The sequence below is a fragment of the Mycobacterium sp. ITM-2016-00318 genome (assembly GCF_002968285.2).
Classification (GTDB): Bacteria; Actinomycetota; Actinomycetes; order Mycobacteriales; family Mycobacteriaceae; genus Mycobacterium.
This window is the reverse complement of record NZ_CP134400.1, coordinates 886334-903784: the sequence shown is the minus strand read 5'-3', so window position 1 is coordinate 903784 and position 17451 is coordinate 886334. Positions and strand designations below refer to the sequence as shown.

The 17451-nt window shown below is 66.6% G+C and carries 16 protein-coding genes and 1 pseudogene; 5 read left to right on the top strand and 12 right to left on the bottom strand.

Annotated features, from left to right (window positions below; translation table 11 throughout):
- Positions 1-133 precede the first annotated feature (133 nt).
- On the bottom strand, positions 134-1381 hold the full coding sequence (locus tag C6A82_RS04420) for an HNH endonuclease signature motif containing protein (RefSeq protein ID WP_105341403.1): 1248 nt from the start codon (positions 1379-1381) through the stop codon (positions 134-136).
- Positions 1382-1715: 334 nt separating this feature from the next.
- Here C6A82_RS04420 and C6A82_RS04415 point away from each other — a divergent pair, with 334 nt between their 5' ends.
- Together C6A82_RS04415 and C6A82_RS04410 are read left to right on the top strand one after the other, a co-directional pair.
- A complete protein-coding gene (locus C6A82_RS04415; RefSeq protein ID WP_311101682.1) occupies positions 1716-3032 on the top strand; it encodes an IS110 family transposase in 1317 nt (438 codons plus the stop codon).
- A 109-nt stretch (positions 3033-3141) separates the two neighbouring features.
- On the top strand, positions 3142-4767 hold the full coding sequence (locus C6A82_RS04410) for a peptide chain release factor 3 (RefSeq protein WP_105343029.1): 1626 nt from the start codon (positions 3142-3144) through the stop codon (positions 4765-4767).
- 74 nt (positions 4768-4841) lie between these two features.
- Here the strand turns inward: C6A82_RS04410 and C6A82_RS04405 are convergent, their stop codons facing one another.
- From C6A82_RS04405 to C6A82_RS04385, 5 genes and pseudogenes are all read right to left on the bottom strand, one after another.
- Entirely contained in the window at positions 4842-5246 is a 405-nt protein-coding gene (locus C6A82_RS04405; RefSeq protein ID WP_142405895.1) for a hypothetical protein, read from the bottom strand.
- Positions 5247-5404: 158 nt separating this feature from the next.
- Positions 5405-5626 (bottom strand): hypothetical protein, encoded by a 222-nt coding sequence (locus C6A82_RS04400; RefSeq protein ID WP_142405896.1) that lies wholly within the window; start codon positions 5624-5626, stop codon positions 5405-5407.
- 206 nt (positions 5627-5832) lie between these two features.
- Positions 5833-6981 carry a hypothetical protein gene (locus tag C6A82_RS04395; RefSeq protein WP_105343033.1) on the bottom strand — a complete coding sequence of 383 codons (1149 nt, stop codon included), beginning with the start codon at positions 6979-6981 and terminating at the stop codon, positions 5833-5835.
- 1 nt (position 6982) lies between these two features.
- A complete protein-coding gene (locus C6A82_RS04390) occupies positions 6983-7276 on the bottom strand; it encodes a hypothetical protein (protein ID WP_142405897.1) in 294 nt (97 codons plus the stop codon).
- Between the two features lie 70 nt (positions 7277-7346).
- Positions 7347-8241 (bottom strand): annotated as a pseudogene (locus C6A82_RS04385) (cytochrome P450); the annotation flags it as partial.
- Between C6A82_RS04385 and C6A82_RS04380 the strand changes: the two are divergent.
- The 3 genes from C6A82_RS04380 to C6A82_RS04370 all read left to right on the top strand — a co-directional run bounded on the left by C6A82_RS04380 (position 8228) and on the right by C6A82_RS04370 (position 9417).
- On the top strand, positions 8228-8404 hold the full coding sequence (locus C6A82_RS04380; RefSeq protein WP_233216810.1) for a hypothetical protein: 177 nt from the start codon (positions 8228-8230) through the stop codon (positions 8402-8404). The pseudogene C6A82_RS04385 and the gene C6A82_RS04380 overlap by 14 nt on opposite strands.
- 142 nt (positions 8405-8546) lie before the next feature.
- Positions 8547-8777 carry a hypothetical protein gene (locus C6A82_RS04375; RefSeq protein WP_105343035.1) on the top strand — a complete coding sequence of 77 codons (231 nt, stop codon included), beginning with the start codon at positions 8547-8549 and terminating at the stop codon, positions 8775-8777.
- 328 nt (positions 8778-9105) lie between these two features.
- Complete coding sequence (locus C6A82_RS04370) at positions 9106-9417, top strand: DUF2510 domain-containing protein (protein WP_105343037.1); 312 nt, start codon at positions 9106-9108, stop codon at positions 9415-9417.
- Between the two features lie 18 nt (positions 9418-9435).
- On the opposite strand, the gene C6A82_RS04365 is transcribed toward C6A82_RS04370, so the two are convergent.
- Genes C6A82_RS04365 through C6A82_RS04340 form a run of 6 tightly spaced genes read right to left on the bottom strand, consistent with a single transcriptional unit; the run spans position 9436 to position 17450 of the window.
- Entirely contained in the window at positions 9436-10404 is a 969-nt protein-coding gene (locus C6A82_RS04365) for a sensor domain-containing protein (protein WP_105343043.1), read from the bottom strand.
- Between the two features lie 51 nt (positions 10405-10455).
- Positions 10456-10797, bottom strand: coding sequence for a DUF4190 domain-containing protein (locus C6A82_RS04360; RefSeq protein ID WP_105343044.1), 342 nt, complete (start codon positions 10795-10797; stop codon positions 10456-10458).
- 35 nt (positions 10798-10832) lie between these two features.
- A complete protein-coding gene (locus C6A82_RS04355) occupies positions 10833-11990 on the bottom strand; it encodes a hypothetical protein (RefSeq protein ID WP_105343046.1) in 1158 nt (385 codons plus the stop codon).
- Complete coding sequence (locus C6A82_RS04350) at positions 11987-12928, bottom strand: hypothetical protein (protein WP_105343048.1); 942 nt, start codon at positions 12926-12928, stop codon at positions 11987-11989. The genes C6A82_RS04355 and C6A82_RS04350 overlap by 4 nt, the downstream gene beginning before the upstream one ends.
- Positions 12928-15420, bottom strand: a complete 2493-nt coding sequence (locus C6A82_RS04345; RefSeq protein ID WP_311101681.1) for a hypothetical protein — start codon at positions 15418-15420, stop codon at positions 12928-12930. The genes C6A82_RS04350 and C6A82_RS04345 overlap by 1 nt, the downstream gene beginning before the upstream one ends.
- A complete protein-coding gene (locus C6A82_RS04340) occupies positions 15417-17450 on the bottom strand; it encodes a hypothetical protein (protein WP_105345573.1) in 2034 nt (677 codons plus the stop codon). The genes C6A82_RS04345 and C6A82_RS04340 overlap by 4 nt, the downstream gene beginning before the upstream one ends.
- Position 17451: the final 1 nt, after the last annotated feature.

Here is a 17451-nt window from a genome sequence, read left to right as displayed (position 1 = left end):
AAGCAGCCACACGTCGCTACGCGCACACTTCGGCCGAAGCAGAGATCCACGGGCCAGACGTCATGACCCGACGCTTCGGTCAAATGTTTTCCGCTACAGCGCATTCCGATATTCGTGGGACTCGACCGGCGCCTCAGTTGTTTGTTGGCGGTGGTTGAGGCTCGAAGGGGTCGTACCACCACCAGTCGGCGCGTTCGCCGATCGGCCCTCGGTAGGGCGCTACGGCCGGCGGCGGCTTGGTCGGTGGCCGGGCGAGTGATCCCGCGCTGAGTTGTCGTCCTTCGCTGTCGGTGACGATCAGCGTGTGCGCGGGCCCGGTGATGGTGCTGACTCCGCGGTGATGCTGCCGGTGGTGATACGGGCAGACCAGCACCAGATTGTCCAACTCGGTGGGGCCGCCGTCTTCCCAGTGCCGGATGTGATGGGCGTGCAGGCCGCGGGTGGCGCCGCAGCCGGGCACCGCACATGTGGGGTGGCGGTGTTCGAGGGCGCGGCGTAGCCGGCGGTTGATGACCCGCATCGATCGGCCCGAGCCGATGACCTGTCCGTCACGTTCGAACCACACCTCGCAGGTGGCGTCACAGGTCAGGTAGCGACGCTCGGACTCGGTGAGCAGCGGGCCCAGATGCAGCGACGCGACGCGATCTTTCACGTCAAGGTGGGCCACCACCGTGGTGTGCTGCCCATGTGGACGGCGGGCGGCGTCGGCGTCCCACCCGGCCTCGACCAACCGCATGAGGGCATCGACAGCGCCGGGTAGCGGCGGCCGATTCGGTGAGCGTCGGTCGTCGTCGTGATCGCGCTTCCACTCGGCGATCAACGCGTCCTGGTGTGATTGCAGCGCCGCGTCGAATTTCGCCGCGTCGAGCTTGGGCAGGGTGATCCGCCACGTAGTGCTTTGCCCGTCGCTGGTTTTGGTGATCGACTGCTGCGGTTCGGGCTGCCGATCGGGGTCCGGTCGTGGTTCGAGCTTGATCGCGGTGCGCAGCTGGCTGACTGAGGCGACCTCGGCCAGCGCCGCATAATGCGCATCGGAGCCGTCTGCGGCCCGCTCGGCGATGACGCCGACCTGATCCAGCGACAGCCGGCCCTCCCGCAAGCCGGCAACGCAGCGGGGAAACTCGTCGAGCCGGTCCGCGATGGCAGTGATGGTGTGCGCGTTGGCCGGAGAGGAACCGGTCTTCCAGGCGATCAACGCCGCCACCGACCGCGCACCCGTGGCACCCCACAGCGAGTCACGCTCCATCTCCGCGGCGATCTCCACGATGCGCCCGTCGATCGCGTTGCGCTGACCGGCCAACTCCGACAACTCCTCGAACAACCCCTCGAGACGTTGGTCAGCAACGTTTCCCGTGCACGTGGGGTATGCCGTCGAGGACATGAACCCAGCATCGCAGACCGGTCCGACATTTAGCGTGGGAGTGGGTTCGCGGGCGGTCGTGGGTCCGACTGGGACGCCGGTGGTGATCCCTGGAATTTGAGTGGTCGCTCGTGAGCTCGGTGCCTGGTCGAGCGGTGTCCTTGTTCGGGAACTTGGAAGCCAGCCGTGGGGTGTGGACTCCTGCTTAGAGAATGTCTGGGCCGTGGCCGCGAGTATCAGTCACCTTGCGAACGGGAAGTGACTGATGGGAGACAGAAGTGGCGTTGACACTGGGTATCGACGTGGCGGTGCGGGCAGCGCATCAGGCGACGCTGGCCCGTGATGGAGCCACGGTGTGGCGTGGCAGAAAGTTTGTTCTCGCACAGCGGATCTGGAACGGTTGTGGGCCGAACTTGACCTCGATGTTCCGGGCGAGCTGACTGTGGTGCTCGAACCCACTCGTAACGCCTGGATTGTGGTAGCGGAGTGGTTCCGCCGCCGCGGCGCGCGGGTGGTGGTGGTGCCGACGACTCAGTCGGCGGATCTGCGCAAGTATTACTCCAAACACACTAAAAACGACCGGATCGACTCCGAGTTGCTGGCCCGGTTGCCGCTGCTGCACCCCGATGGTCTGCATGAGTACTCCGGGCAAGGACCGGCTGATCCGTTGCGGCGGTTGGTCAAGCAGCGTTCGACAATGGTCAAGCGCCGCACCGCGGTTCATGCCCGCCTCGATGCCCTCGTCGAGCTCCTGGGCCCGGCCTGGTATGCGGTGCTCGGGTCAAACTACGGCAACGCGGCGCTGGAATTCCTGGCGCGTTACGCCGACCCGCACGCGGTGATGCGGCTCGGCCAAGCCCGCTTGAGCAGGTTCTTGATCGCCCGCTCCCGCGGTGTCTGGCGGGCCGATCACGCCGCCGGTCTGATCGCCGCAGCCAAGGAGACACTCGCGCTTTGGGGTGAGGACGGCATGGACTTCGCCGAACTTGCCGAAGACATCGCCCACGAGGCCGACCAGGCACTGTTCTTGACTCGCCAGATCAAACAGATCGATGAGCGCATCGCCAACCTCTACGCCGATGCCGACCCTGACAGAATCGTCGCCTCCGCGCCCGGTGTCGGGCCGACGACCAGCGCGGTGATCGCCGGCCGGCTGGGAGATCCGCACCGGTTCACCTCGTTGGCCGCCATCCGTTCCTACTCCGGTCTCATTCCCAAGGTCAGCCAGTCCGGAGTGTCGAAAATCGAAGCAAGTATCACCAAGGCCGGTGACCCGCTGCTACGGGAGATACTCTTCACCGCAGCCGATGCGGCCCGCAAGATCGACCCTCAACTGGCAGCGAAATACCAGCGTCTGATGGCCGGCGACCGCCACCATTGCTCGGCGATCTGTCACTTGGCCACCCAGCTACTGACCCGGATCGCGACCTGCATGCGCAACGGCGAGCACTACGTCCTGCGCGACGTCGACGGCACCATCATCACCGAATCCGAAGGCCGAACCATCGTCAAAGAGCGCTACCAACTCGATCCCCGCCGGCGCGACCACGTCCGCCACAAGCTCATGCGTGAGCGCCGCAATAAGGCGGGCCAGGAGTCACAGGAGTCGCCAAGCGCTCCAACATCCCAGCCCGCTAAACGCAAGCCTACGACGAGCCCACAAGTGGCTTGACTTCAGTTAGGAACTCATTTTTTGGACTCGACAATCGTGATGATCACGAGGGCAAGAGCAGCGAAGGATTTCCGGAAAGCACTCCTCGGCCAATACCATCGGTGGCGCTATGACCGACATTGCCCTGGCCGCTGCGCCCACCTTCGACACCCCGCCAGCTGGCCGTACGTCCGCCGAGGCGGGCCGTCGCAGAACCTTCGCCGTGATCAGCCATCCCGACGCAGGCAAATCCACATTGACAGAGGCGCTGGCGCTGCATGCTCGCGCCATCACCGAGGCCGGTGCGGTGCACGGCAAGGCGGGCCGTCGCGCGACGGTGTCCGACTGGATGGAGATGGAGAAGGCCAGAGGCATCTCGATCACGTCGACGGCGTTGCAGTTTCCGTACCGCGACAGTGTCATCAACCTGCTCGACACCCCCGGCCACGCGGATTTCTCGGAGGACACATACCGGGTGCTGACAGCGGTCGACTCGGCGGTGATGCTCATCGATGCCGCCAAAGGCCTCGAGCCGCAGACGCTGAAGCTGTTCCAGGTGTGCAAGCACCGCCGCATCCCGATCATCACGGTGATCAACAAGTGGGACCGGCCTGGCCGTCACGCGCTGGAGCTGATGGACGAGATCCAGGCGCGGATCGGGCTGCGCCCCACGCCTTTGACGTGGCCGGTGGGCATAGCCGGAGAATTCACAGGAGTGCTCGACCGCAGGACCGGAGATCTCATCCGGTTCACCCGCACTGCGGGCGGCGCAACGGCCGCGCCCGAGGAGCACATTGCGGCGGCCGATGCACACAGCGCCGCCGGCGACGAGTGGGAGACGGCGGTCGAGGAGTCCGAGCTGGTGTCCGCCGACGGCGCCGACTACGACCGCGAGCAGTTCCTCAGCGGCGCGGCCACGCCGGTCCTGTTCACCTCGGCGGCGCTGAACTTCGGGGTGAACCAATTGCTCGATGTGCTGGTTGACCTCGCGCCGCCGCCGAACGGTGCAGTCGACGTCAACGGGGATCGCCGCGTGACCGAGTCACCGTTCAGCGCTTTCGTTTTCAAAGTGCAGGCCGGGATGGACTCACTCCATCGCGATCGCATCGCCTACGCGCGGGTCGTTTCGGGCACGTTCGAACGTGGCGACGTCCTCACCCACGCCGCCACGCGCAAGCCGTTCGTCACGAAGTACGCGCAGTCGGTGTTCGGCCAACAGCGCGCCACGCTGGACACGGCGTGGCCGGGAGATGTGATTGGCTTGGCCAACGCGGCCGCGCTGCGCCCTGGTGACACGCTGTATCACGATGCGCCGGTGCAGTATCCGCCGATACCGAGCTTCTCGCCCGAGCATTTCGCGGTGGCCCGCAATGTTGATCCGAGTAAGCATAAGCAGTTCCGTCGCGGGATCGAACAGCTCGAGCAGGAGGGCGTTGTTCAGGTGCTGCGCTCAGACCGTCGCGGTGAGCAGGCACCGGTGCTCGCCGCTGTGGGGCCAATGCAGTTCGAGGTCGCCGTCCACCGGATGGCCACAGAGCTCAGTGCCCCGATCTCGCTGGAATCCTTGCCTTACCAGGTCGCGCGGATCGCGGACCCCGCAGACGCCGAGTTCATGAGCAAGCAGGTGTCGGCGGAAGTCTTGACCCGCACCGACGGAGTCATGCTCGTGCTGTTCTCCACCCCGTGGCGGCTGCAGGGCTTCCAGCGCGACAACCCCGACGTGAAGCTGGGTTCGTTGGTCGCGGCGGAAGACTAGGACGACGGCTCTCTTGCGAGTCGATAGGACTTCGAAGCCAACAGCCGCCGACATCTAGATGGCGAACTCGGCGACTACATCTTCTCGGCTACTCGCTCACCTTCAGGGGTGAGCGCGAACCAGGTCGTCCAGTTCCACCCGACCTCGTTGTCGTGATGGGTGACATAGAGCTCACGCAATCGAGTCAGAGCGTCCTCCGTCGATAATTTCCACGGGTTTACATAGTCCTCCGAGCCGCCGACGATGTCGCCGATTACCAGCAGCCCGTCGGTAAGCAGCGACTCGATCGTGGTGATCACTCGCGATTGGCGCGCGGCCAGCGGCTCAGTTGAATGGTCGTATGCGACGACAGAGTCGATATGACCGAGCGGCAAGCACTCGCCGCCGGACATGCCCTCAAGCAGCTCGTCTCGCAATGATTGGTTGCCCGGCTTCGGCCGGTCAACTTCTGGCCGGTTTCCGTCCGGTGGCTGGGTCACGATGTGTCGCCCTTCCTCGGTATGTCCATATTGATTGCTACTGCACTATTCGGGTACGACGTCGACAACGGACCAACCATCCGCCGGCAGGAATCGGGTTGCAGTGGTTGCGTTTTCGGGGAGACCGGCTGGCGCAAGCAAGCGTAAGAACGCACGGTCTACAACTTCTTGGCGACTCGCTCACCTGCAGGGGTGAGCGCGAACCAGATCAACCATCCCCACTGGTGCCAATCGTCGTACTGGCCGACGTAGCGGTCACGCACTCGAGCTAGCGCTTCCTCGGTCGATAGCTTCCATGGGTCGACCGTGGCACCGGTACCTCCGACGATGTCGCCGACGACCGCCAAACCCTCGCTGAGCAGCGACGCAACCGCGGTCATCACCCGAGCTTGGCGCTCAGCGAGCGGCTCAGTTCGATAGTCGTATTGAATTTTGGAGTCGATATGGCTGAGTGACAAGTACTCGCCGCCCGACATGTCACGAAGCAGTTCGTCTCGGAATGATTGTTTGCCGGGCCTCGGCTGAGGGCTCTCTGGCGCATCCTCGTCGCGAGGTTCTCTCACAATGTGTCGCCCTTCATCGTTGTTCACTGGTTCGGGTGATCCGGGATGCCATCACCGATGACCGGCAGGTCAGGATCTCCCGCCTCCGGCGGATGCACAAGGTGCGGCAGGATACCGTCCGGCATGACTCCGACAACCAGTCCCCCACCACGCATCTGCGGTGTCTCGATCGGTTCAGGCAGCCTGGGGGGCGCCTCCATACTCGGCGGTCGCACGATCGATGGAATCTCCGGGACACCACCGCGGGGATTGATATGAACCTTGTAGTCGTCACGCTCGCCGGGAATCTTGATGTCGAGCGCTGCTTGCTTGGTGGATTCGGCCGCGAATCGCTGCCCAACCTGAGTCCCGTCCGGAGTTGCGACCCATATGCCCTTCGCGGGGTCGCCGTACGCATTAGGGATCTCCACAGCGTCTTGTCGCATCCATCCCCAGAGGTTTTGAAGGTCCTGCGCGGTTCGTATCTCGCGTATGTCGGGCCGAGTCCCCTCAGGCAGGCTCATGATCACACTTCGGATCTCGCCGGCGTTCGGACCGCCCGTCCTTCCAACCGGGTCATCGGGTGTTCCCGGGACAGGTATCGGCGGGCCCTCTTTGAAGGTGCGATTGTCGACTAACTGGACAGGCGACTCGGTGAACTGCACTTCAGTCAAGGGGACAGTGGCGGTGGTTATGGCGTCCGCGATCCTCTTGTCCACCGCGCTGAGTTCGATCACGCGGACAGCTATCTCATCTGCTCGCTGTCTAGCACTCGCTAATTGTCGAGACTGCTCAACGGCGCTCCCGTTAGTCAGCGCGACCGTAACCGAAAGGTCCTCGCCAACAACCAATCCGACCTTCTCGGCTGCGGCTACCGCGTTCAGAACATTAAAACGCGCGTGAAGGAGTTCGTCGGCGCCACGACTCGCGACAGCTGCGGCGTTTCGGAGATTATCTGCGGCGCCTCTGACCTTCACCAAGTCCGCGTAGGTACGGTGTTGCGCGACCTCGGCTGCTCTGCCTTCCCAGACCGTGTCGCCGGGCGACACCGTCCGTCGGTGCAGCGTGTCGAAATGGTCCTCCCACTGATTCGCACTTCTCGTCCATTCCGACGCAGCCTGGTGCAGGTGCCCGACGTCCCAGTCAACAACCTGCGACAGGGTGGGAAACCCGGTGCCGGCCAGCGTCGGCACTTCAGGTCTCGACCGAGGAAGCCACGGCGCTGAGACGCAGTGCAGAGCTGCCTTCTCGAGCGGCATAGTGGTCCGCGGCCGAGCTGAGCTTCGAGCCGGTGGCCTCCAAGCGCGCGGCAAGCACGCCTGTGGCGGCCCGCAGCGCTTCATATCCGCCGGCTACGGCTGCCGACGTGTGTTGCGCAGGCGGTCCAATGGGCGGGCCCGAAGTGGTGCCCGCTACTTCAGCCGATACCGCCACGTGTTGTGCGGCCAGCCTTTGCAGTCCGTCGCTGCTGACGCGAATAACGTCCACCCGCAAATTTTATGGCGCTCCTAAGCGGCTACTTGCAGAGATTTTGCGGCGCTACTTCCCAGGGAATCCTTTACGTCGGCCTATGTTGCGCGCGTTTCACCTGCGCGAGGACAGGCTCGGCGGCGACCATCGTAAATGGCAGCGCGACCGGGAAATCGTCTTTGATAGAACGGATTTCGGTGCGCCGGATGATGGTGGCCAGCGCAAGGGTGGCCTCGAGCATGGCGAAGTGATCGCCGATGCAGCTACGGGGGCCCGCGCTGAAGGGGATGTACGGCCAGCGGTCGCGGCCCGCGACCTTCTCCGGGCTGAACCGGTCAGGGTCAAACCGCAGCGGGTCTTCCCACAGATCGGGGTCGCGGTGCATCGCGTAAACCCCCACCGTGCACAACGTGCCTGCCTTCACCAGATGTCCGTCGACTTCGATGTCGCGGGTGATCAGTCGGGGAATCGAGGGCGCTGGCGGGCACAGGCGCAGCGCCTCGTGCAGCACCTGGACTGTGTACCGCAGTCGGGGAACGTCGTCGGGGGTCAGCTCCCGGTCACCGATGGCATCGGTTTCGGCGCGAACCTTGCTCTGCATCTCGGGGTGGCAGCCGAGCGCCCACAGCGCGTAGGTCAGGGTCGTGGCGGTGGTGTCATGGCCGGCCGACATGAACACAATGAGTTCGTTGCGGATCTCGTCGTCGGTCAGTGGGCGGCCGGTGGCCGGGTCGGTCGCGGCGATCATCGCCCGTACCAGCGGGGCGTCGTGGGTGGGGTCGTCGCGGCAGCCCTGCAGGACCTCTGCGGCCAGTCGGCGCAAGGTAGCGGCCGCGGCGCGGGGCTCGCCGGCGGGCGGGAGTGGGCAGCCAGCGGGGTGGTTTGACGAAACTGGTGATGCGGGCCGTGACATAGCCAAGGGACGTCCTCAAGGGTTCGGCGATCGCGTCGGCGCGCTCGTCGAGATCGATGCCTAGTACCGTCGGCATCCCAGCGGTCGACCTCATCGGCGATTGTGTCCAGACCTTGCAAATGGGGCAGCAGCTCGCGGTGTCGGCCCGCAACGGCTCGGTCGGAAGGGTTGCATCGGTCATGCTGTTCTCCTGGTGCGGCGAGGTTAGGTATGCCCTCGGCAACGGCGACTGACATATGCAAGGTCTTGTTTACGACCCCGTCATTTGGGGAATGACGTTGCCTGAGACAGTGTTACAGAAGTTGGAGCCGGGACTAAGCTCCTGACTTCACGCCGCGCAACTTGGTGTCCGCACCCACTACGAAGGGGGTCAGCATGTCGGTCAGCAATCTCAGCGGCTTCGCTGGTGCCTGTCAGGAGGCCGTGGTCGCGGTGCTGGATGCCATCGCCACCGTTGGCGAGGAACGGCGGGGACACCTTGCCGACGCCAAGCTGGCGGTCGACAGGGCTTTACACGATGCCCACAGCGGCGAGGAGTGGCATCTGGCTGATCACCTGCGCCGGGGAATCAAAGACGTTGAGGTCCGCTCGCTGGACGCTGCCTAAGGGCTGGCGTATTGCTGCTCATAGATTTGGACGCTTCCTACCCAATCGGTGGTCGTTCATCGACGGTGTGGCGGGGCGTTCGGTCGAGATCGTCATGGTGGGTATGCCAACCCGGCCGACGTAAGCGCCGTGATGCAAGAGCTGTTTTCCATGAGGTGAGCCGCGTTGGTCGTGGCGTTTTAACGACGCTCACCGACCGGCGGCTCGGTAGACAGCGTCACCCGCAAAGGGGCCCTACCACGCGAGGCTCGCTGTTCGATACCCATTAGCGTTGTAGTGGTCGACTCAGTTGGCTTGAGCGCAATGTGCGGTGATAGGAGGTGCGCAGATGAGTTCGCTGCCGCCTGCCGGTTGGTATCCCAACCGGAGCGGTGGACCTGGACAGCGTTACTTCGACGGCCGCGTGTGGACGGCCCACCATCGCGCCGCCCCGCCACAGCCGGTGGCCCCGCTCGCACCGCAGCCGTTGCCCGTGCAGACCAGCGTGGTGATCACCGGACCCAACCACGCACTGCACGCCGTGTTAACGCTGCTGACCTTCTGGGCCTGCGGTGGCTGGGGATGGATATGGCTGATCGTCGCCCTGAGTAACCGGCGTCGCGTGCACGTGGTGACCACGCCGCCGCCGTGGGCCCGGTAAGCGTCCACCCACCGAGGCTCAGCTGGGCACCCTGTCCACGATGCGGTTCGCTATCGTCTGCAGGCTGTCACCGAGGTCGAAGCCCTGCGCGTCCAGGTCGATGGCCACATTGGCTTCGGATGTGATGACCCGGTCAGTACTGAAACCGGATTTGCTCCCGCGCAGTGTGTTTCGCAACATCATGACCGTGCCGTTTTGCGTCGGTTCCCCAACGTCGAGGACGAGCGGGTTGCCGTCGACGATCAGCGTCACCGACTTGCCCGCGCAGCTGCGCCACTCGCCAACCGTACGTGACACGAGATTGGTTGCCGCGGCGGTACTTTCAAACGTCGATGCGGCCTCGTTCAGCAGGATCATGCCGCTTTGACCGTCACCGGACAGCGCCCGCGTGAAGGCGGCGCGAGAGGAGCTGCGCTCATATGCCGATGCGCCCCCACCGAACAACGCGCTCAGGCACTCGCGCGGCGTGACATTGATGCCCTTGTCACCGCTCAGACCTGACCCCTCCTCGACCTCGGCAAGAGCGGGCGCGTTGACCGCCTGCTTGACCTCGTCGATGCTCAGCAACAGCTGCGGCAACTGGGCGGCCTTGACGAGGCGCTCGTCCGGTGTGGCGGGACTCGTCGCACGAGCAGGGGGCGACGCGACCGTCGAGGGGGGCCCCGGTCCTGTGCGCACCACGGCCCAGGCGACCACCGTGACGATCGCGATGACGATGAACGCATACGACAGCGTCAGCCCGATCAGCGCGCGGTCGTGGCCGCGTTGCCCGGTGCGCCGGATCTGTGACAGCCCGAGATGACCCAGCACCGCGCCCACGGGTGCGAATACGAACGCGAACACCACCGACAGGGTGGCGAACGTGTTCGTCTCCTGACGAGGCGGCGGTGGCGGGGCCGATATTACTGGAGGCTCCGGATAGGGATCGGCGCCGAACAACTCATCGTCGTCGCGGCCAACCGAGCCACCATACCTGCCGTCGTTCATCTGCAGCGCACCTCACCTCGACATTAGCGGTCCGGGCCGGGCGGCCGCCGGTTACCGGACGGGGACGCCGGCGGCCGACACGATCAGTGCCACCACCGCCACCGTGATGAACACATACGACAACGTGACCCCGACCAACGCCCGGTCCCGCCCGCGTTGTCCGGTCTGGTGAATCTGCGACAACGCGAGATGGCCGAGGACCACCCCAGCGGGAGCGAACACGAACGCAAACACCACCGATAACGTGGCGAGCGTATGGGTTTCCTGCTGCTGTGGTGCCGGCGTTTCCGGGGCGCCGGTGGCACCGCCGGTGAAGGGATCAAACGGATCAGCACCGAACGGATCTGCCCTCGACGACGCGGTCGGTTCCCCGCGGTAGCCGCCATGCGTCATTCCCGACCTCCTCGACTCCCTCGCGCCGACACAGCTCACAACACCCCGAACCCTGACGTGATCCAACGCACGGGGTCCGCGCAGCGGAACGGGGCGATACCGCGCGGGTGCAGGCGGCTGCCGCTGGGCGGCTGCCCGAGTGAGGACACCACGAAGTACCGGTTCGTCAACCGCTTTCCGGTGGACGGGTTTTCGACGGCTGCCACCATCGTCCCCGCATTCAACCGCGTCAGCAGGCTGCGCACTTCTTCGTGGAGCAGCTGGCCGCCGGCCTCGTCGTAATACGGCCAATCGGACGTGTCGCGAAGGTACGCCGCTCCGGCGTTGGACATGATCAGGCTCCACTCCGATCCCTGCACATCGCGCAGTATCCGCAGCGCATCGAATTTCGACAGGATCACCGCCAGCCTCGGCTGGCCGTGCCCGATCGCCAGCAGCACGTTGTTCAGCACACTGCGCGGCTCGCCCCCGCTGACCGTCTGGGCGGGCAGCAGATCTTGCAGCTGGTCCCGAATCGACTTGACCCGCAGCGGATCGAACATGAAGAAAACGGCGTCGGCGTTGACGAAGAACCGAAACGGCGGCGCGCTCAGGTCCCCGGTCTCCAGGTCCTCGCCGGCCACGTCACGCAGCACCAGGTAGCGCCGGACGTCATGCCAGATGCCGATGCTGAAAATCAGGGGCTCCCGCTGCAGCGACGCCTGCGTGTGCACGGTCGGCGTGGGCGGGATGAGTCCGCGCTGCACGAACAGCGGCGTCTCATAGTGCGTGGAATACGCCGTGGCGGTGGCTCGGGTCGCGGGTTCCATTGAGAATCCAAGGTTTTCGCACAGCAGCTGGAGTTGTTTCACCAGCACGGCGATGTAGAGGCTCTTGCCGGTGGCGCGAGCGCCTGCCATGGCGATGCACACCGCATGACCGTCGTGCCATCCCTCCGGCAACGGGTAGTGACACACCGGGCACACCTCCACCACCGGGCCTTGCAGCGCCCGGCTGGCGTCGGCCGCCGGCGGTGGCGGCCCGCGGTAGCCCGCAGGCCGATCCCACTTGTAGAACGGCCCGCTCTCGACGGGTGCGCCATTGAACGCCGATCCGACCTCGTCGAAATAGCGGGCGGTCCCGGCTCGTGGGGGCACCATCCACAAGTGCTGCTCGGAGTTCAGCACCGAAAAGCAGCGCGGGCACTTCGTCACGTCAGCGCCCCCACGAGAAAGGCGGTGATGCGGTCCAGCACCTGCGGGTGCACCAGCAATTCGGCCGACGCGTCGTGGCCCTGCTGCGGTGCAGGCAGCCGCGCCCCGGCAGCGTCGAACCGGCGGTCATTGGACAAGATGATTACCGGAAAGCGTTGCTGGACAGCCGCACTCGGAAAGTCGGCGCAGGCGATGGTGCGGCCAGGCGTCAGCAGCGACCAGCGCGCACCGGCACACCACCGCGGCCGCGCCTTCCGCACCGCGTCGGCCAGGCCCACGCCGTCGGGGCCGCGCGCATCGGACCCGCCGGCAACCATCGGCGTGACCTCCGCCCCGACGAACACCGACGACACATTGCGAATACCTGCCGCCGCGGCGACGCCGACGACGATGTCGGTGACCGCGGCGGCGCTGCCGTCGGCGAACCACGGCCGCATCGACGCCGACACGTCCAGGGCCACCACAACCGACTCGTCGGACCGCGACGGCGTGCGACCGATGAGCTGTCGCGCGGAACTGCGCGCCGCCGACCCCAACGGGCTCAGCGGCACATCGGCCACCGCGATGACGCCCACCTCGACGTGAGATCCCTGCGGCCGCAACGCGGCGAACACCACGCCCGACTCGCCGCTGACGTCGACCGGGTCGAAGAGCACCTGTACCGGATCGACCTCGATGGGGTCGTCATGCGCGATCTCGAGATGAACGACGGTTCCGGGGCCGAATCTCGCTGTGCCGACCGGTCGCACACCGACAGTCACCTCGCCGGCGATCTGCGGCAACACCGCGCGATGCGCGGTCGGGCGCACCACAAGCTGCTGTGCACTGCCGCGTACATCCAATTCGGCTTCGGCAACCGAACCGGTGATCGACACCGCCAGCGCCTCATTCGGAATGCTCACACGCTGATTGCGCTCGCCCACAACGTAGATGGGCATCAGCGACGCTCTGTCGTCCGGGCCGCCAGTGACGGCTGCGCCTGCGTGCGGTGCGCCAGCAGCTTGGCCACCAGCTTTCGGTTTCGGCGCAGTGATGAGCTGTCCGGTTCAGCGCCCGACATCTTCGCCATCAATACTGCAGTGTCGTCGATCTCCGGGTCGGTGAAGACCTTTGTGGCGGCGAGCTGTCGGGCGGCTCGCCCCAACAGAGCGTCGACGCCGCCGGCCGACGTCGCTGACTTCTCGTCGGGCGCGGAACGCACGAGAGCGGCGGCCAGCACCGCCGGTGCGAAGACGACGTGATGCTCGGTCAACGCCACCACGTGCCCGACCGCCTGCGCGCCGAGCGCCGGGTCCGCGGCCAGCGCCGCACATCCCGTCGGGTACGGCAGACCCGTGATGGCCGCCAGCACCGCCAACGTCAACAGGCGTACCGTGAAGTCCGGATGCAACCGGTCGTGCGCGACCGAAAGCGCGGCGTCCCAGTGTGCGCTGCAGGTGGCCAAATACGTCTCAATTCGGCCTTCCTCCACCCACATCCGCGGTTCAAGCAGCCGCACCGCCGCGCACGCCACAGCGGTTTCGTCCGCGTTGGCCTCCGTCACTGCAGAGGCCAACTCCGTCAGTGCCTCCGAGTCCGGTGCGCCCACCAGGGTCGGCAGCGCGGACAGGCCGGGCGGGGCGCCACCGGCGGCCGCCAGCAGCGCTGCCGGTTCCCACGCTTCTGCGGCGGCCATCTGTTCAAAGCGCGGTGATCCACAGATCCGCAGCCACCACAGCAAGAGCCAGCGGTCGGCGGTGTCGGCGACCCCCGCGTGTTGGGCGCGCGCGCCGCGCAGCGCCGCACGAGTCCACGCTGCATCCCACGGGCAGGCATGCGCCAGCTCCGATGGAGCAGGCGCGGCGATGTTCTCGGCGAGCCAACCGAGCACGTCTTCGTCCAGCTGAGTGCACCCGGGGGTGCCCTTCAGCGATTCGGCGGCCAGCGCCAGCCGAGCCTGCGTGCCGATGCGCTGCCCGAGCCGATGGACCAGCCGTGGACCGGAATGCGGGTCGGTCAGGGCTGGCACCACGTCACGGATCAGCGCCGCCGACAGCCGTTCGTCGTCCACACCGGCGCGCATCAAGAAATCGACCAGCCGCAGCACCTGCTCGGGGCCGACGCCACGCGCCTGCTCCAGCGCCGGCCCGATCGCGTCGGACAGCTGGGCCGGCAGTGAGCTGCGATCAAATTGCCTCGGGCCCAGGGGGATCGGGCCCAACTGACTCAACCAGGTGGCATCTGTGATGGCGCGGCACGCGTACGTCACGTCGGCATGCTCTGCCGCCAGACCGGCAGGTGCGTGCTGCACCGCCTCCCAGGCATCGGCGGTCCTCGTGCCGACCAACTGTGTCATGACTCCTGAAATGGTGGCACCGACCGCCGAGCCGGGATCCACCCCGCGAGGGGTATGCGCCGCGATGACGCTGCGGGCTTCGGTGTGGGCGTCGGCGTAATTCCCGGCGCTCGCCACCGCCATCGCCATCGGCCAGGCGGGTGGCAGCGCGGTGTCCTCCACCTGCGTGGCGTAGCGGTCGATGTCGTCGAGCACGGCGCGCGCCGAGCCCGGCTCGAGCAGCACCACCTGCGCCATCGCCGACCACGGCGTCACCGCAATGGGCTGCCCGGCCGAGGTGCGATGTGGTTCTCCTCCGAGCTCGCCCAACGACAAGGTCGCGGTCTCATCGATCACCACAACCCCGGCCGGAACCGCGGTCACGTCGACGACCGGCACCGCGGTCAGGTGCTGCTTGCCCTGCAGCGCCGCGGCCAACTGGTCGGCGCGATCGAAGGTGGAGAAGTTCAGGCGCGCGGCTGTGCCGGGCGACATCAGGAAACTCACCAGGCCGATCCACTGAGCGGCGGCGTCGGTGGACTCGACCCCCAGCACCACCGGCGGGCCGCCGTCGAGCGCGGCGGCGACCGCGTCCAGCAGGCCGAACAATGTGGCCAGCCGCCATGTGCTGGTGTCCAGTACGAAGCTCAGCACACTGTCCTTGGTCACCGCCGCCGCCGGGCCGGGCACCTCGTCGGGCAAGACGGCGCGCGCCACCGCGGCCGCCCCGTACGGACACACCCATCGCGGTGACCGCCACCACAGAATCGGCCGGTGCTCTGGCTCGGCCTCCGCAGTGCGGTCCAGCACCGCGTGGGCGAACACGTTGCCGGGCCGGCCGGTGCTGTCCGATCCGGCCGGAACCGTATGCCAGTAGGCGGCCGTGCGGGCGTCGATGCGTCGATAGGCCAGCCGCCGCGGACCCCGCTCGTGCTGTTCGGGTGTCGGGTAGGCGGGCAGCGGTTCGACGGCATCGAACGCGGTACGCATCCCGGCAAGCAGGGTTTGCGTTTCTGCGGCGCTCAACGCGCCGGCGACCTGCTTGATCTGCCAGCCGCCTGCGGAGCCGGGCGCGTCGAACGACGTGTAAGCCAGCTGGCCGTAGCGGGTGTTCATGGCGCCACCGCGGAGAGCCGTAGATTCTCGACCGGCGGGTCCAGCAGCGCGATCGTCCGCAGTCGCGCCGGCGAAGGGGTGTTCACGAACAGTCGGATCCAGCCGTGCAGGCCATGCACATTCGCCGTCCACATCTCGCCGACGCCGTGCGTGGTCAGCGCCGACCACCGCAGTTCCTTCGACGCCTCCCCGATGATCTGACCGTGTTCGTTGACAGGGGCCGCGTCGACGGCTTGCCCGTCGTGCATCGACAGCGGGATGCGTTGCGGATTGTTGATCAAGACGAACGCCGGAGAGCCGGGAAGCTCGTACTGCGATCGCAACGCGAGCGTGGCGGAGGTGGGCCAGCCGTCGGGGTCGCGGGCGATCCGCACCGCGTACTGCAGACGCAGCAGCCCGGCGTACTCCACGCTACGAATCGCGCCGACGACGCGGCGCCCCGCCGAAAAGGCCACCGGGGCCAGGTGCAGCGAGCACCCGGCGGCAGGCAACTCCTGCCGGGAAAGCTGCATACCACCGTACTTCTCGTACTCCTCGAGAGAGATCTCAAACGACTTGCCGGTCAATCCGTTTCGCGGATCGTGCCCCTTGGGGGCCAGATGCGTGACCACCGCCGCCGCACCGGCAGGCCAGTCGAAGGTCAGCACCTGCTTGTTGCAGTACTCGGCCAGATTGACGTCACGGATGATCCCCGTGCGCACCGAGGACACGGTGGTGCCCAGCAGCGCGCGCCCGGCCAGCACGGTCACCGGGGTGAAATAGGCGCGGCTCCAGCGCTCCGGCCACGACACCCCCGACATCACCGCACGGTGCCGGCCGTGCTCGTCGTGGCGCTGCGACACCGGTTGCGTCAACCGCTGGACCGGGTGCAGCCCGATCTGCTCGAGCGCGGCTTCGGGCAACTCAACGGTTTCTGCGCCGGCGCTTGGCGCGGTCTGGCTGCGGTAGATGGCCACTGCGCCGGTCGGCGGCGACGTCCACGTCAGCTCGAAGCGCGACCCGTCAGGGCTGTGGGCGCCCAACGACAGATCGGTGACCGGCGCCAGCACCGCCGACACTTCGACGGTGGCTTCGGTGGCCTCCGACAACCGCATGACGCCGCCGACGGTGACCGCGCAGCGCACCCGGTAGATGTAGCGCTGCCCACGCGACGCCTCGGTGTCGACGAACCCGCGGCGGGTGTCGCTGTCCCTCAGGATGCGGTGCTCCAGTCCCTCGCGTCCTGACTCCTGCGCCGGTATGCGATAGACGAACACCTCGCTCACCGCCGACGGGACGTTCCACCGGCCGATGACCTGGCCGCTGTCCTCCCGGATCGCGAAGTCGCGCACCGGGCTCACCAGCGCAGCCTCGGCGTGTTTGACCGGCTGAGCGGCCAGCGCCTGGCCACGGGTCGGTCCGCTGTTGACCCACACCTGGTAGTGGCGCACCGCGCCGCGCGGCGGCCGGTCGTCCAGCGCCGACGTGGCGGTGGTGGCGTCGACGAGATACGCCCGGTCCGGTGAGTACGGCGGGTCGTCCTCGTCGCTGACGACCCGGTAGATGACGACGGTGTCAGAGCCATCGCCGGCAGGCGGGTACGGCGGCCAGTTCAACTCCAGGGCACCGGACTGGCCTTCGTCGCGCCGCCGCCGCAGCCCGATGGGGTGCGGGTAACCCACCTGTTCACCCAATCGGAACGGCGCGAAATCGCCTGCCCGATAGTGGAGTTCCACGTCAATGGCATCGGTCCGAGGGGCGTCGGCGGCGACGACATCCGCCCGGGTGCGGCCCGGTTCGACAGTGCTGCTTCGGTTTTCGAGTTCGGCCAGCAACCTGGCCATGTCCTCGGCGTGCTCGGCCACCGAGGGCGGCAGCATGGCCCGGATCTGCGTGACGTCGGTGCGGCCCGAGCGCAGCACCAGACGCAGATGGGCTTCCTTGAAGCTCGTGCGCGACACCGCACCGGCGTCGATGAGCCGCTGGCGCCACGCGATCAGCGCAGGCAGTCGCGGATCGTCGGTCGCGTCGATGTACTGCGGGTCGGGCATC